Source organism: Thalassobaculum litoreum DSM 18839 (assembly GCF_900102465.1).
In the GTDB taxonomy this organism is placed as follows: Bacteria; Pseudomonadota; Alphaproteobacteria; order Thalassobaculales; family Thalassobaculaceae; genus Thalassobaculum; species Thalassobaculum litoreum.
Genome location: NZ_FNBW01000013.1, coordinates 78853 through 94304, shown reverse-complemented (window position 1 = coordinate 94304; position 15452 = coordinate 78853). Strand labels below are relative to the sequence as shown.

The window sequence follows — 15452 nt, the reverse complement described above, 5'->3', positions numbered from 1 at the left end:
CCTGGAATTGTTCGCATTTTACGAAATAGCGCTCTAAACGTCGGCGCTTATTGACCCGCGCCCCGGAATTGCCATCTACACATCATGCAGGACTTGCCGAGCTCACCGCTGGCCATACCGAACGCCGCAGGGTTGCCCTTCGACCCGTCGACGGCCCGATCCGTCGTAGACGACGCGATCACCCGGTATGTGGAGAGCCGCCGCGCGCGGGTGAAGGACTTCATCGACGTTCATTACGGCTGGAAGGGGTCGGCCCGGCTGCACCGCAACGCGTTCGGCTACGACCTCCTGCGCGCGCCGCTGAACGTGGCGCTGGTGCCGCCGCAGCTGGCGATCAACGTGTCCGGCATGGTCGCCGAGCGGGTCGGTGCACGGCGGGCGGGCCATTGGATGAAGACCCGCCGTCTGCTGCTGCGCACCTCTGTCGATCGCGAGCTGGAATGGCGGCTTTGGACGGAGTTCCTGGAACTGCCCTATACCGACGGCGAGCGCGTCTCCACCCGCGACGCTCTGGCGGAGGCGATGTTCGCCGATCCCCGGCTGCACCACGCCCTGGGCGAGCCCCTGGCGGAGATCGCCCGCCATGCGGAGGATCCCGACGTGCGGCACCGGGTGGAGGAGACGCTGGCCTCCTATACCGGCACCCGAGCGGCCGCCTCCGATCTGGTCGGCGCGATGATGTCCACCGGGGTCGGCTATGCCGCCGCCCATCAGATCACGCCGAGCGTGTGGACTCTCGGCCCGGTGCTGGCAGGCATGCTGGCGCAGCACATGGCGGTTTCCACATTCCCCCTGGGCGCGACCCTGGGCGGGGCTTGGTACGGCGCCTTTCCGGCGGCGGCGAGTTCGATGCTGGTCGGCACGACCGTGGCGTCTCTGGCGGCGGTTGGGGCCATCGTCGCGGCCTTCGCCGGCATCCTGGCCGATCCGCTGCAGCGCTCCTTCGGCATGCACCGGCGCCGGATGAACCGGATGCTGGACACGATCGAGATGAACTTCCGCGGCGAGGGCCCCGCCGCCTTCTCACCCCGCGACCACTACGTGGCCCGCCTCGTGGACGCGGTCGACGTGGTGCGCATCGCCCATCGGATCGCCACCGGCTCCTGAGGCCGGCGCGCGGATTGCCCCTGGCGCCGCATCCCTTGCGGGTGTGTACTGAAAGCCAGCGTCGGTCGGCCGGAGGTGTGCCATGGGTTCGGGTGCGTTGGCGGAAGTTGAGCTTTCCGAGGATCTGCAGGGGCGGGAGGTTGCGTTCGACAGCATCCCCGTCATCGACATCTCCACGCTGGCGGACGGCAGCGACGAGGCCGCAGTGGCCGCGAAGCTGCGCGACGCCGCGGAGCGGGTCGGCTTCCTCTACGTGACCGGCCACGGCATCCCCCAGACGATGATCGACGGCATGTTCGCCCAGGCCCGGGCGTTCTTCGACCGCCCGCAGGACGAGAAGATGGCGGTGCATATCGGCAAATGGCCGGTGCATCGCGGCTACTTCCCGCTGTTCGAGGAGAATACCGACCCCGCCATGACGGCGGACCTCAAGGAAGGCTTCGACATCGGCCGGGATCTCGGCCCCGACGATCCGGAGGTGCTGGCCGGGCTGCCGCTGCACGGCGCCAACCAGTGGCCGCAGGGCGATCCGTCCTTCAGGGCGGCAGCGGACGGATATTTCAACGCGTTGTGCCGGCTCGGCGCGCGGCTGATGCGCGGCTTCGCCATCGCCCTGGATCTGGAGCCGGACTTCTTCGCAGATAAGATCGACCGGCCGCTGGCCCAGCTCCGCCTGCTGCACTACCCGCCCCAGAGCGGGCATGTGGCGGCGAAGACCATCGGCTGCGGCGCCCATACCGACTACGGCTGCGTGACCGTCCTGGCCCAGGACGCCAATGGGGGGCTGCAGGTGCGCAACACCGAGGGCGAGTGGATCTCCGCACCGCCGGTGCCGGGCGCCTTCGTGGTCAATCTCGGCGACCAGATGGCGCGCTGGACCAACGGCCGGTTCCAGGCCACGCCGCACCGGGTGATCAACGTGTCGGGCAAGGAGCGGTATTCGATGCCGTTCTTTTTCGATCCGAACTGGGAAGCGGAGATCGCCTGTCTGCCGAGCTGCGAGATCCCGGGCGAGGCGCCGAAATTCGCCCCCGTCCTCGCCGGGCCGTATCTGCAGTCGCGGTTCGACGCGACCTTTACCTACCGACAGGACAAGGCGGCGCTCTAGCTGCGACGGCTACGCGCTCTTTCCCAACTTGAGCAGCGCCAGCATCGCCCCGCCGGCGAGCAGACCCCAGAAGGCCGCGCCGATCCCGAGGATCGACAGGCCTGACGCGGTCGTCACGAAGGTGACGATGGCGGGGACGTGCTCGTCCGGTTTGGACAGGGCAGAGGCTGCGGCACCGGCGAGACTGGCGAGCAGGGCCAGCCCGGCCACCGTCTGGATCAGCAGCGGCGGCGACGCCGTGGCGAAGGCTGCGGCGATGCCGGCCAGCAGGGCGATGACGATGTAGGACCCGCCGGCGGTCAGCGAGGCGATGTAGCGCTTCTTCGGGTCGGGATGGGCGTCGGGCCCCGCGCACAGGGCCGCGGTGATCGCCGCCAGGTTCAGCATATGCCCGCCGAAGAAGGCGGTGACGGCGCTGGCCGCCCCGGTGGTCACGAAGAGAGGCGAGGCGGCCGGCCGGTATCCGTTGGCGTTCAGCACGGCGAGGCCGGGAATGTTCTGCGACGCCATGGTGACCAGGAACAGCGGCAGGGAGATGCCGATGATCGAGTCCAGGCTGAAGGTCGGCATCACCAGGACCGGAACCGGCCACGCGGTCTCGACTATGCCCTCGGGCAGCGGCGTGGAGAGCGGGATCACCACCGCCGCGACCGCCACCGCCGCCAGCACCGCGTAGAGCCGGGCGAAACGCAGGGTCACCGCCCAGGCGACGATGATCGCCGCCGCCTGCCAGGGGAAAGCCTCGATCGCCTCGATCGGCGCCAGGCAGAGATTCAGCAGAACGCCGGCCAGCATGGCGCTGGCCAGGCTGGTCGGGATCGCTTCCACCGCCTGGCCGAACCGCCGCCACAGGCCCGCCGCCACGATCAGACCCGCCGCCACCAGGAAGGCGCCGACCGCTTCGGCGAACCCCGCATGGGGCATGCCGGTGGAGACCAGCAGAGCCGCCCCCGGCGTCGACCATGCGAAGCTGAGCGGCAGCTTGCTGCGCCAGGCCAGCACGATCATCAGCAGGCCCTGTCCCGCCGACAGGGCGATCAGGCCCGAGGCGGCCTGTTCCGGCGTCGCCCCCACGGCCTGCAGGCCGGCCAACACGACCGCGAACGAACTGGCGAACCCGACGATGGCCGTAAGCAGACCGGCCGAGATCGGCACGGCGGCGGACGCGCGGGGCGGGGGAGCGGTGGGCGTGTCGGACATGAGCGGTACCCGGAGGACGTGGCGGCGCGGGATTTGACAACGGTCCCGCGGAGCGTAGACTTAACATTGGATCCAATCAACAGATGGATATAGCCGCATGAGTACCGAGGACGGGTTCGACTTCGCCGCCCTGGTCGCCGGCGGTGGCGACCGCCCGCGCACCGCCTCGGAATTCGTTCAGCGGGCGCTGCGCACCGCCATCCTGGAGGGGCGCATTCCGCCGGGCACGCCGCTGCGCCAGGAGGCGCTGGCCGCCGCCTTCGATGTCAGCCGGATGCCGGTGCGCGAGGCGCTGCGCCAGCTCGAGGCGCAGGCCCTGTTGGAATTCACGCCCCACAAGGGTGCGGTGGTGGCGGAACTCTCGGCCCAGGACCAGGCGGACACGTACCTGATCCGCCGGGCGCTGGAGCCGGTCGCTCTCGCCCGGTCGATTCCGCATCTGACGCGCGATGATCTCGACCGGGCGGAGGATCTGATCGCCGACATGGACCGCGAGTCGGACCACGGGCGCCTGGGTGAACTGAACCGGCGCTTCCATCTCTCGCTCTATGCCCATGCCGGCAGTCCGAAACTGCTTCGCCTGGTGGAGCGGCAACTGACGGAGCACGACCGTTATCTGCGGTTTCACCTGGCGATGATGGGCCGGGACCGCATGTCCCAGGACGATCATCTCGCCATGGTGGCCGCGGCGGCGGCCCGCGACATCGAGGCCGCGACAGTCGTGCTGCAGCGCCACATCGATGTCGCCGCCGAAGACAGCGCCCGCTTCTTTGATCGGTGAAATCAGATGCTTCACATTATCTTACAAGGGCCTGTTCAATTTTTTGCAGTGCGACATTTCCGCCCTCGACGGAGCGGATCGTAGAGGTTAGACACGTTCCAATCTGGTAGTGCCTGACATTACCTGTCCAGATTACGATCCAATGGAGGGATATATGATCGGCCGTAAGGTTCCGTCGGTGACGTTCAGGACCCGCGTGCGTGACGAGTCCATCGAGGGCCCGAATCCGTATCGCTGGCAGGACGTGTCGAGCGACGATTACTTTAAGGGCAAGCGCGTTGTGCTGTTCTCGCTGCCCGGCGCCTTCACCCCGACCTGCTCGACCTACCAGCTTCCGGACTTCGAGAAGCTGTACGACGACTTCAAGGCCGCCGGCATCGACGCGATCTACTGCCTGTCGGTCAACGACGCCTTCGTCATGAACGCCTGGGGCAAGTCCCAGGGCGTGGAGAAGGTCGGTCTGATCCCCGACGGCTCCGGCGAGTTCACCCGCAAGATGGGCATGCTGGTCGCCAAGGACAATCTGGGCTTCGGCATGCGGTCCTGGCGCTACGGCGCGGTGGTCAATGACGGCGTCGTCGAGATGTGGTTCGAGGAGCCGGGTCACTCCGACCTGTGCGAGACCGACCCGTACGGCGAGAGCTCGCCGCAGACCATCCTGAAGGCCGTTCAGGAAAAGGCCGCCGCCGCCTGATTGGCGCGACGCGACCGGCTCAAGATCGACGGGGGCGCTTCGGCGCCCCCGTTTGCATGTCGGGCGGCCGTATCAGTCTTCCAGCAGTTCTGCCAGCCGCGTGACGATGCGGTCCGGCTTCGCTTCGCTGCCGTCGGGCAGGCCCTTGCCGATGGGATCGCGCCAGATCGAATAGAAGCCCAGGCGCTGGGGAACGACGACCTCCCAGTCCAGGTTGTCGCCGATGATCCAGGTCTCCTCAACCGGGGTGCCCAGCTTCTCCAGGGCATGGGCGTAGGCCCGTTCCTCAGGCTTGCCGAAGCCGACCTCTCCTTCGATCTGAATATGGTGGAAATGCCGGGCCAGTTCGAAACGGTCGACCTTGGCGCGCTGCTCGATGGCATTGCCGTTGGTGATCAGGCCGAGCCGCACGCCGCGCTGGGCGAGGCCGTCCAGAGTCTCGACCGCATCGGGAAACAGCTTGGTGTCGTTGGTTCGCTGCTCGGTGAAATGGCGGCTTAGCCGGTCGATCAGGTCTTCGTCCTCGGCCCAGCCGATCTCCTTGAACGCCCTGGTCAGGATGGTCTTGCGGGCGGTGAGAATGTCGAGGCGCCCGACACGATGACGCTCGGCATCGGACCAGTACCATTTTGCCGATGTATGGATCGCCGTGGCCGCGTCTTCCGCCATGGGGTCGCCGGGCAACCCGTCCAGGCTCTGCAGCGCCTTCGTCCAGGCCTCGCGCGGGTGCAGGTGGGCGGAGATCAGGGTGTCGTCCAGGTCGAACAGAATGGCGGTCGGCAGGCCCATGGAGGATCCTTCGTCACAGGTCGGTCAGGCGAACAGCGACTCCGTGTCGCCCGCGGCCCCGGCCTGGAGATCGGCGATCGGCAGCGGCGGCAGGACGGGGGTCGCCTTGAAGGCGAGGCGGCCCTGAATGCCGGTGCGGTCCAGGGTTCCGTCGAACAGCGCCTTGATGTCATGGCGCACCAGGGGGGGCAACGGTTTCGTGGTGCGGATCCACAGGTCGATCAGGTCGTTGCGGACCAGCCCGTCGAGCCGGAACGGGCCGAGCCGCGACAGCTCCAGATCGACCAGGAAAGCGGTGCCGTCGTCGCCGGCACCGCCGTCCTTGCCCCGGTCGCCGCGTCTGCGGCCCCGGGTCAGTACCCGGATCGGCCGCTTCTCCTCGCCGACGACGGGGACGAGAAACGCGCGCCAGCCGTTGTCCCCGGGTTCGGTCGCGCGCTGCAGCGTCTGGAAATCCTCTGCCAGCGTCGACAGCAGCCCGCCGCGGCCCGCACTCTCCAGCGCCCTGGACGCCTCATTGCCGAACCAGGACCGCATGTCGCCGGCCTTCAGGGCGTTCATGAAGAACAGCATGGCGGCGGTCATCTGCGGCGAGGGGCGGACCATCGCCTGGGTCATCTGCGCGGCAGCCTGCGGACCCAGGGCCTCCTGCAGGGCGCGCATGGCGCCTTCCAGGGCCGGCCATTCGCGGGCCAGGACCGACAGGGGGGCCGGGCGCTCGGCCGTGGGCATTTCGCCGACACGGCTGGCGAGCACGTCCAATGCGACGCGGTCGCCGATCCGCAGGTCGCTGGTGGCGTTGATCGCCAGATGCCCGAACGGCGTGGCGATCACAGGACGTCCCGACTGGGTCACGCCGGAAACGGTGCCCGAGAGCAGGGTGGACACGCCGCCACCGCTTGCGGACGGGGTCGGGCCGTCGCTGCGTGCGCCGACGAAACGGGCGGCGTCCTGGCCGGTGGCGAGCACGCGGACCGTCACCACCGCGCCGACCGGAAGCTGCGAGCCGCCCGGCGCGCTCGGCACCGTCGCCGCGGCGAGGCCGGCGCCCGAGGAAGCGCCCGCCGGCGCCCCCGCGGCTGCAGGCGCGCCGCGCGCTGTCGATGCGGGCGGGGCCTGGTCCGCCCGGCCGGTGAGTCCCAGGGCGTTGCGATAGGCCGACTGGACGGCGAGGGCGTTCGGCGTGGTCGAGGTCGCTGGGGAAGAGGTTGCCGGGGAAGAGGCTGGCGGTATGCCCTGCCCGCTCGGCGGTTGCGCGGAGGGTTGGGCCGGAGGCTGGGTTGGCGATTGCGCCGGGGTCTGTGCCGGCGCCTGTGCCGGGATCTGCCCCGGCGTCGGCGCGGCACCCTGACCGGCCGCAGCGGCGGCGCCCGCGCCGGGCGCCGGGGGCGCGGTGGCAGCCGGTGTGCCGGCCGGGGCGGGAGCCTGGCCTTGGGGCGCGGTCGGCACCTGTCCCGCCGGGCTCGCGGCGGGGCCCGGGACCGTGACGGCCTGGAGAATGCGGCCGACGGTCAGCGGCACTGTCGGCGACGGCGTGCTGGCGCCGGTTGAGACCGCCGGTTGGGCGACGCCCCCGGGTCGGACGGTCACGACGAGCTGCGGCGGCGCGGCGGTGGGGTTGCGCAACTCCACCGTGACCCGGCCGCCGTTGCGAAGAAGCTCGGCGACCTGGGCGCGGGCGAGGTCGGCGCGGATGTCACCCTGCGCGGTACGCAGGGTGACGCTGCCGTCGGCGTTGCGCGTCACTGCCTCGGCCTCGATCACGGTGCCCGGCTGGGCACGGGCGAGATCGGGCGGCAGCGGCTGCTGTGCCTGGGCGTTGCTGCTGGCGGGTTGCGGTGCGGCGCCTTGGCCCGGCTGCGCTGAAGGGTTCTGGGTCGCCGGGTTCTGGGTCGGCTGACCCTGGGCGGGCGTATTCGTGGCCGCCGGTGTCGAGCTGGAGCCCGGCGGGAGGGGAGGGGGCGCGGATGCCCCGTCGGTCATGGTGCCGGGCTCATCGCTGCGCGGTCAGTCGTCGCCGTGGATCAGGCCGTCGGCGATGCGCTCCACATCGCTGCCGGCGTCGGAGGTCGGCGCGCGGGTCAGCAGCGGCACCTGGGCGCGGATGGCGTCGGACACCTTGCGGTCGCGGCGGATCACCCCGGCCATCGGCGGCGTGACATGCAGGAAGTTCTGGCAGGCCTTGCGCAGCGTCTCGTAGGTCTTCAGACCCTCGCCGCGGGTATCGGCGTTGTTGACCACGATGCGCACGTCGGCCGTGCTGTCGGCGCCGAGGACCACCTTCACGAAGGCATAGGCGTCGGTGAGGGAGGTCGGCTCCGGCGTGGTGACCACCAGGCAGGTGCCGGCCCGCGCGGCCAGCATGCGCACGGTGCGGTCGAGCCCGGCGCCCAGGTCCATCACCACGGTGTCGTACCCGGTGCAGAGCTGCACCAGCTCGGTGCCGAGGCTGGCGAGCTTGGCCGAGGGGAGCTGGGCGAGGTTTCCGGACCCGGAGCGCCCGGCGATGATGTCGAACTTGCCGTCGTCGTAGCGCACCTTGGCCTGGGCCAGGGTGAGGCGGCCGGACAGCACGCCGCCCAGATCGCGCTGCGGCATCAGCCCGAGCTGGATGTCCACGTTGGCGAGGCCGAGATCGGCGTCGAACAGCAGGACCTTGCGACCCATCCGCGCCAGGGCGTGGCACAGCGTGACGGAGAACCATGTCTTGCCGACGCCGCCCTTGCCGGAGGCCACCGCAATCAGGTTAGTCGCCTTCTGAAGCTTGCCACCCGTTACCGCGGGGGCGTCACTGGGAACCATCGCAGGTCCTTTCCTAACCGTCATTCTGCCGCTTCCTCGCGGGCCGAGTGTTCATTGGGAAGCAAGAGTCGCGCCAAAGAGACCGGGTTGAGCGGACCAAGGCCGTCGGCGACCCCGGAACCGATGCCGACCTCGGCGAAGGCAAGGCGCCCGGCATCGGCTGCCGCCAGGACCGAGCCCAGGCGCCGGGCGATGTCGAGCCGGGTGGCGATCAGCCGCCGCGCGCCGATGCGGGCATAGGCACGAGCCTGGTCGATCGCGTCCAGCGGGTCGGTGCCGGCGGCCATGACCAGCACCATCTCGGCGTCCAGCCCTTCCACCAGGCGGCGCTGGTGCTCCAGATCCTCCGGGTCGAACGGGTTGCCGCCGGCGCAGTCCACCAGGGTCAGGGTGCCGGGCGCGCTGGCGGCGACCGCGTCGCTCAATTCGTCGCAGGTGCCGGCCGTCAGCAGGTCGATCTTCAGCAGCCGGGTGAAGGCCTCCAACTGGTCGTATCCGCCGGCGCGCACCATGTCGGTGGTGATCACGTTGACCGGCTTCTTCTTCATCACCTGACGGGTGGCGAGCTTCGCCGTGGTCACCGTCTTGCCGGCACCGGGCAGGCCGACCAGGACGATCGGCCGGGTGCCGGTGACCGGCAGGGGCTGGAACTTGAAGTGCTGGTCCAGCGCCCCGGCCAGCGCCAGCTTGGCGTCGTCGGCATCCAGCGAGCCGGCGATGCGGGTCAGCTTCTCCGACAGCTCGGCGATGACGTTGTGATGGGTCAGAGCCTCGACGATCTCGTCGATCGGGTCGATATGATCCTCGTCGTAGTCCCAGGCGTCCTCCTCCTCCGGCGCCTCGATCGCGGCGGTCAGGCGCACGCCGATCCCGCCTTCGCCCTTCTGGGTCGACACGATGATCGCGTCCGGACCCAGATGGGTTTTGACGAGCTGCATGGCCTCGTTCATCGAGGCTGCGGTGAAGGTCTTTAGACGCATGCGTTAGTCGTTGCCCCGCTCATTCCTTGTACCGTCCGCTTCTGCCGCGGATCTCGATATTGGTACGGTTCCGGACGATGTCAGATCTGCCCCAGGGTGCGGATCTTCGCCTTCGGATGAATTTCGTTCTGCGATATTATCACGGTCTGCGGCCTGAACCGCTCGATGATCGACCGGACATAGGGCCGGATCGCCGGCGAGGTCAGCAGCGCCGGCTGCTCGCCCATGGCGGTGTACTTGTCGAACTGGTGGCGGATCGTGGTGATGAACTGCTGCAGCCGGCTCGGCGCCATGGAGAGCTGGCGGTCGTCGCCCTGTCCGACCATGGATTCCGCGAAGGCCTGCTCCCATTCCGGCGACAGCGAGACCAGCGGGATCACTCCGTCCTCGCCGGCCTGGGATTCGCTGATCTGGCGCGCCAGCCGCGAGCGCACATGCTCGGTGATGGTGGAGACGTTGCGGCTGTAGCCGGCGGCCTCGCCGACCCCTTCCAGGATCGTCGGCAGGTCGCGGATCGACACCCGCTCGTTCAGCAGGCTCTGCAGGACCCGCTGCAGCCCGCCCAGCGAGATCTGCCCCGGGACGATGTCGGCGACCAGCTTCTGGTGCTCCGGCGCCAGCTCGTCCAGCAGCTTCTGTGTCTCGCCGTAGGACAGCAGCTCCGACATGTGGTCGCGGATCGTCTCCGTGAGATGGGTGGTGATCACCGTCGACGGATCGACCACCGTATAGCCCTTGAACAGGGCCTCCTCGCGGTTCTCCGGCGCCACCCACATGGCCGGCAGGCCGAAGGTCGGCTCCCGCGTCGCGGTTCCCGGCAGGTCGATCTGACCGCCGCCCGGATCCATCACCAGCAGCCGGTTCGGGCGCAGCTCGCCGGTGCCGACCTCGATCTCCTTGATCCGGATGACATAGGCGTTGGCGCCGAGCTGCAGGTTATCCTGGATGCGGACCTGCGGCATGATGAAGCCGCTCTCGATCGCGAGCTGCCGGCGCAGCGCCTTGATCTGGTCGGTCAGGCGCTGACCTTCCGTCGCCTCGTTGATCAGCGGCAGCAGTCCGTAACCCAGCTCCAGACGGATCAGGTCGATATGCAGGGCGGAGCCGATCGGCTCCTCCGGCGGCGGCGCGGAGGCTTCGACCTCGGCTTCGTCCAGCACCCGCTGGGCGGCGTTCTCGGTCTTGCGCCACAGGTAGTAGGAGGCGGCGCCCGTCGCGGCCGCGATCATCAGGAAGGGCAGCATCGGGATGCCGGGCAGGGTCGACATGATCACCATCAGCCCGGAACTCATCGCCATGGCCTTGGGATAGCCGCCGAGCTGGCCGAACACCGCCTTGTCGGCCGACCCCACGGTGCCCGCCTTGGTGACCAGCATACCGGCGGCGGTCGAGACGATCAGGGCCGGGATCTGGCTGACCAGTCCGTCGCCTACGGTCAGGACGGTGTAGGTGTTGGCCGCGTCGGCGAAGGACAGGTCGTTCTGCGCCATGCCGATGATCATGCCGCCGATCACGTTGATGAAGGTGATCAGCAGGCCGGCGATGGCATCGCCGCGCACGAACTTCGACGCACCGTCCATGGAGCCGTAGAAGCTGCTCTCCGAGGTCAGTTCCTCGCGCCGGCTCCGGGCCTCGTCCTCGTTGATCAGGCCGCTCGACAGGTCGGCGTCGATCGCCATCTGCTTGCCGGGCATGGCATCCAGGCTGAAGCGCGCCGAGACTTCGGCGATACGCCCGGAACCCTTGGTGATGACGATGAAGTTCACCAGCACCAGGATGGCGAACACGATCACGCCGATGACCGGATTGCCGGACATCATGAAGTTGCCGAACGCCTCGATGACCTGTCCGGCGGCGTCGGGGCCGGTATGGCCTTCGCCCAGGATCAGCCGGGTGGACGCCAGGTTCAGCGACAGCCGCAGCATGGTGGCGATCAGCAGGATCGTCGGGAAGGCGCTGAACTGCAGCGGCTTCTCGATGAACATCACCGTCATCAGGATCAGGACCGAGAACACCAGGCTGATCGCCAGGCTGAAATCCAGCAGCCAGGTCGGCATCGGCAGGATCAGCACCGACAGGATGGCGATGACGCCACCGGCCAGCAGGATGTCGCCGCGCTTGGACAGGCTCTCCAGGCTCAGGGACTGCATGGAGAAACCGCCGCCTCCGCCGCCCTGATTACCGCCGCCGCCCGCCTGGTTCGAGGTATCCGCCATGGCTCAGCCCATCATCCCGGTCGAGGGGACGGTTGATCAATGATCCCACGACCATTCCCCGGCACGAGGACCGGGAGTGCCGGACGGGAAAGGAGGAGGCGAGGAGGTTGCATCATCCGTGGCCTCAACCGGCCACCCGGTCGCCGTCGCCCGGCGACGGAACCTCGAAACCTTCGTCGGTGTACTGCTTGACCTTGTTGCGCAGCGTGCGGATCGAGATCCCCAGGATGTTCGCCGCGTGAGTCCGGTTGCCGAGGCAATGGGACAGCGTGTCGATGATCAGGTGCCGCTCCACATCGGCGACGGTGCGCCCGACGAGGCCGCCGGTATCGGCTCCGGCGGCGGAGCCCATGTCGCTCGGTGCCTGAGGCGCCGGTGCTGTGGGCGGCGGGGCCGCCGCTTCCGTGCGCGGCGCGCTGGAGAAGGCCGGCGTCGGCGAGGCGGGCGTCATGCCCTCGCCGGTCAGGATGATGGCGTCGAGGTCGATCGCGTCGCCATGGGCGAGCAGCACGGCACGGTGCATGGTGTTTTCTAGCTCGCGCACGTTGCCGCGCCAGGTATGGCTCTCCAGCCGGGCCAGGGCCCCCTCGGTCAGCGAGCGTTCGGGCGTGTCGTTGGCCTCGGCGTATTTCTTGACGAAATGGTTGGCCAGCGCGCGGATGTCGCCTGGCCGGTCGCGCAGGGCAGGAAGCTGCAGGTTGAACACGTTCAGCCGGAAATACAGATCCTCGCGGAAGTGCCCGTTCTGGACGTGGCGCTCCAGGTCGCGGTTCGAGGTGGCGATCAGGCGGATGTCCACCTTCACCGGCGTGCTGCCGCCGACCCGGTCGATCTCGCGTTCCTGGATCGCGCGCAGCAGCTTGGCCTGCAGGCGGATGTCCATCTCGCTGATTTCGTCGAGCAGCAGGGTGCCGCCATGGGCCTCTTCGAACTTGCCGATGCGCTTGGCGACGGCGCCGGTGAAGGCGCCCTTCTCGTGGCCGAACAGTTCCGACTCGAGGAGATTGTCCGGGATCGCCGCGCAGTTCACGGAGACGAACTTCTCGTTCGTGCGGCGCGACTTGGCGTGGACGTAGCGGGCCAGGACCTCCTTACCGGTGCCGGACTCGCCGGTGATCAGCACGCTGGCGTCGGACGGCGCGATCTGGTCGGCGAGTTTCAGCACGCCGGCCATGATCGGATCGCGGAAGATGACCGCGGTCTGCTCCTCCGCCACGGCGGCGAGAATGGCGGCGATCAGCTCCGCGTTCGGCGGCAGCGGCATGTATTCCTTGGCACCGGCGCGGATCGCGGCGACGGCGGCATCGGGATCGGACTGCACGCCGCAGGCGACGACAGGGCAGTTGATCCGCTCCTGCTTCATCTGCTTCAGCATCTTGGCGACGGGCTGGCGGATATCGACCATGGTCAGGTCGGCGCCCGGCCCCTCGCGCAGAATCTTCAGCCCGGCCTCGATGCCGTCCACATGGCTGACCTTCGCTCCGCGCTGGAGCGCGATTTGGCCGGCGGCGCTGATATGGCCTTCCAGGGTTCCGACGATCAACAGACGCATTTATCAGTCTCCGACGGGCTATTCGGTCAAGTGTAAGAGGTCAGCCGCTGCGAGGGCGGCAGGACCGTGTTGAGCATGGTTTCGAGCTGGCGCGGGTTTTCCTGACGGGCGATGGAGGTCGCGCAGACCATGTAGATCTGCTGGATCAGCCGCTCGTCGGCCGCGTTGCGGTCCACCTTCGCCGCCACCGGCGCGAAGATCATGTAGGCCATCACCGCGCCGTAGAAGGTCGTCAGCAGCGCCACCGCCATGGCCGGTCCGATGCTGTTCGGGTCGTTCAGGGTCGACAGCATCTGGATCAGGCCGACCAGGGTGCCGATCAGGCCCATGGCCGGGGCGACTTCGGCCGCCCGGCGCAGCACGTTGGCCGACCGGGTCATGCGCTCGGTGGTCGCCTCGATCTCGGTGTGCAGCACTTCCTCGATCTGGTCCGGGTTGGCGCCGTCCACCGCCATGGCGACGGCGCGCTGCAGGAACGGCTCGTTTTCGAGCTGCGGCAGGATCGCGTCGAGGGCGAGCACGCCGGCCCGCCGTCCGATCTCGGCCAGGCTCATCGCCCGCTCGCAGGCCCGGCGGCCGTCGCGCTGGGGCGGGAAGATGGTACGGAAGATCAGCGGAACGACGCCGAACGCCTCGCCGATGGAGAACGAGACCGTGGTCACCGCCATGGTGCCCAGCAGCACGATCAGGATGCTCGGCAGGTTCCAGAACGCCGCCAGCGAGCCGCTCCACATCATCGCCGCGGCGACCAGGACGAAGGCGGTGATCAGGCCGAGAAGCAGCGCGCCGTCAACCGTCGTGCCGGTCGACGGCACGTCATAGGACACCGTTCCCCCGCCGGCCTGCGGGGCAGCGCGGGAAGGCACGTAATCCGCATCCGCCATGCGTCGTTCTCCGTCATCCGGCACGGTGTGGCCCTCTCCGGTCCGTCACTGCCCGCGATCGGCCATCAGGCCGGCCGGTCGGACTTGATGATTTCCGTCATGGTCACGCCGAGCCGTTCGTCGACGATCACCACTTCACCGCGGGCGACGAGGCGGTTGTTCACGTAGATGTCGATGGCCTCGCCGACCTTGCGGTCGAGTTCGACCACGGCGCCGCGGCCGAGCTTCAGCAACTGGCTGACCTGCATGCTGGTCTTGCCCAGCACGGCGGAGACCTGAACCGGGATGTCGTAGACCGCCTCCAGTTCGCGCGCCGTGATCTGGCCCTTGCCGTCGTCACCGAACACCTCTTCGGGTTCCTCGGCGTCCTGCTGGGCCATGGCCGCCGCCATGTCGTCGTCGTCCAGGTCGTCGAGATTGAGATCGTCGTCGGACATGGCGTCCTCCTATCAGGCGGGAATGGATTGCGGGTCGGCCGCGGACTGCTCCGCGCCCATCTCGTCGGATTCGGCCCCGGAGGCCTCCGCAGGCCTCTCGTCGGCGCTCTCCTGCTCGTCGGCGCTCTCCTGCTCGTCGGCGCTGTCCGGCGCCGGCGTCGGGACGGAGATCTCGGCCGGGGCTTCCGTCTTCGACCGCGTCGGCGCGCCGGTGAGCACCCGCTCGGTGATCTGTTCGATCTGGCCCCAGACATCGTCCAGGGACCGTTCCACGGCGCCGGCCTGCCAGGAGACGCGGCAGTCGTCGATCGGCAGGTCCGGGTCGCCCACCAGCACCACCTGGCCCTCGTAGCCGACGCGCGAGGCCATCAGTTCGACCTTGCCGGACAGCGGCTCCTCCAGTTCCTTGGCGACGCGGATCATCACCTTGGGCTGCTCGGTCAGGAAGCCGAACGCCTCGCGGATGACCGCCTCCACCTCCGGCAGTTCCCGCTCCCGGGCCAGCTCCGGCGCCAGACGGCCGATCACCGCCAGGCCGAGCCGGGCCGCATCGCTCTCCATCTGCTTGGTCCAGTCGCTATGCTGCTCGAACACCTTGGAGATGCGCGAGAATACCGCGTCGAGGGTGCGCGCGACCTGCTGCTCGATGCCGGCCATGGCATCGTCCATGCCTTGCTGACGGCCCTGGGCATAGGCTTCGGCCTTGGCGGTCTCGAGTTCCTCCACGGTGAAGGTCGGCGGCCTGTTCGCCTCCGCCTGCTCCGCCGCGTTCCGGGCGGCCTGCTCGGCGGCCAGACGCGCCTCGTCGGCTCCGTCGTCGAAGCTGTAGTCGAACATGAATGGCTTCGGCTTGGTCTTAGGCTTGGCCATGCACAGTCGCTCCCCATTCCGGCGGCATCGGC

General features: G+C 68.7%; 14 protein-coding genes. 4 read left to right on the top strand and 10 right to left on the bottom strand.

What is annotated here, in order from left to right:
- Positions 1–84 precede the first annotated feature (84 nt).
- A complete protein-coding gene (locus tag BLS34_RS19320) occupies positions 85–1107 on the top strand; it encodes a DUF6635 family protein (RefSeq protein WP_139189400.1) in 1023 nt (340 codons plus the stop codon).
- 82 nt (positions 1108–1189) lie between these two features.
- Positions 1190–2215, top strand: a complete 1026-nt coding sequence (locus BLS34_RS19315) for an isopenicillin N synthase family dioxygenase (protein WP_093152930.1) — start codon at positions 1190–1192, stop codon at positions 2213–2215.
- 9 nt (positions 2216–2224) lie between these two features.
- Here BLS34_RS19315 and BLS34_RS19310 read toward each other — a convergent pair whose 3' ends face one another.
- Positions 2225–3415: a benzoate/H(+) symporter BenE family transporter gene (locus BLS34_RS19310; protein WP_093152928.1), complete on the bottom strand. Its 1191-nt coding sequence runs from the start codon at positions 3413–3415 to the stop codon at positions 2225–2227.
- 97 nt (positions 3416–3512) lie between these two features.
- On the opposite strand from BLS34_RS19310, the gene BLS34_RS19305 reads away from it, so the two are divergent.
- Complete coding sequence (locus BLS34_RS19305) at positions 3513–4196, top strand: GntR family transcriptional regulator (protein ID WP_093152926.1); 684 nt, start codon at positions 3513–3515, stop codon at positions 4194–4196.
- 154 nt (positions 4197–4350) lie between these two features.
- Positions 4351–4890, top strand: coding sequence for a peroxiredoxin (locus tag BLS34_RS19300; protein WP_028795037.1), 540 nt, complete (start codon positions 4351–4353; stop codon positions 4888–4890).
- Positions 4891–4962: 72 nt separating this feature from the next.
- On the opposite strand, the gene BLS34_RS19295 is transcribed toward BLS34_RS19300, so the two are convergent.
- From BLS34_RS19295 to BLS34_RS19250, 9 genes are all read right to left on the bottom strand, one after another.
- On the bottom strand, positions 4963–5679 hold the full coding sequence (locus tag BLS34_RS19295; RefSeq protein ID WP_093152924.1) for an HAD family hydrolase: 717 nt from the start codon (positions 5677–5679) through the stop codon (positions 4963–4965).
- Positions 5680–5703: 24 nt separating this feature from the next.
- Complete coding sequence (locus tag BLS34_RS25575) at positions 5704–7662, bottom strand: hypothetical protein (protein ID WP_139189399.1); 1959 nt, start codon at positions 7660–7662, stop codon at positions 5704–5706.
- Positions 7663–7686: 24 nt separating this feature from the next.
- Entirely contained in the window at positions 7687–8481 is a 795-nt protein-coding gene (locus tag BLS34_RS19280) for a MinD/ParA family protein (RefSeq protein WP_093152916.1), read from the bottom strand.
- A 20-nt stretch (positions 8482–8501) separates the two neighbouring features.
- Positions 8502–9461 carry a flagellar biosynthesis protein FlhF gene (locus BLS34_RS19275; RefSeq protein WP_051244909.1) on the bottom strand — a complete coding sequence of 320 codons (960 nt, stop codon included), beginning with the start codon at positions 9459–9461 and terminating at the stop codon, positions 8502–8504.
- Between the two features lie 80 nt (positions 9462–9541).
- A complete protein-coding gene (gene flhA / locus BLS34_RS19270; protein ID WP_093152914.1) occupies positions 9542–11677 on the bottom strand; it encodes a flagellar biosynthesis protein FlhA in 2136 nt (711 codons plus the stop codon).
- Between the two features lie 124 nt (positions 11678–11801).
- Positions 11802–13229: a sigma-54-dependent transcriptional regulator FlbD gene (gene flbD, locus BLS34_RS19265; protein ID WP_093152911.1), complete on the bottom strand. Its 1428-nt coding sequence runs from the start codon at positions 13227–13229 to the stop codon at positions 11802–11804.
- A 26-nt stretch (positions 13230–13255) separates the two neighbouring features.
- Positions 13256–14113, bottom strand: coding sequence for a motility protein A (locus BLS34_RS19260; protein WP_028795030.1), 858 nt, complete (start codon positions 14111–14113; stop codon positions 13256–13258).
- A 65-nt stretch (positions 14114–14178) separates the two neighbouring features.
- Positions 14179–14550, bottom strand: a complete 372-nt coding sequence (fliN, locus tag BLS34_RS19255; RefSeq protein WP_028795029.1) for a flagellar motor switch protein FliN — start codon at positions 14548–14550, stop codon at positions 14179–14181.
- Positions 14551–14562: 12 nt separating this feature from the next.
- Positions 14563–15420 carry a FliH/SctL family protein gene (locus BLS34_RS19250; protein WP_093152908.1) on the bottom strand — a complete coding sequence of 286 codons (858 nt, stop codon included), beginning with the start codon at positions 15418–15420 and terminating at the stop codon, positions 14563–14565.
- Between the last annotated feature and the right edge of the window lie 32 nt (positions 15421–15452).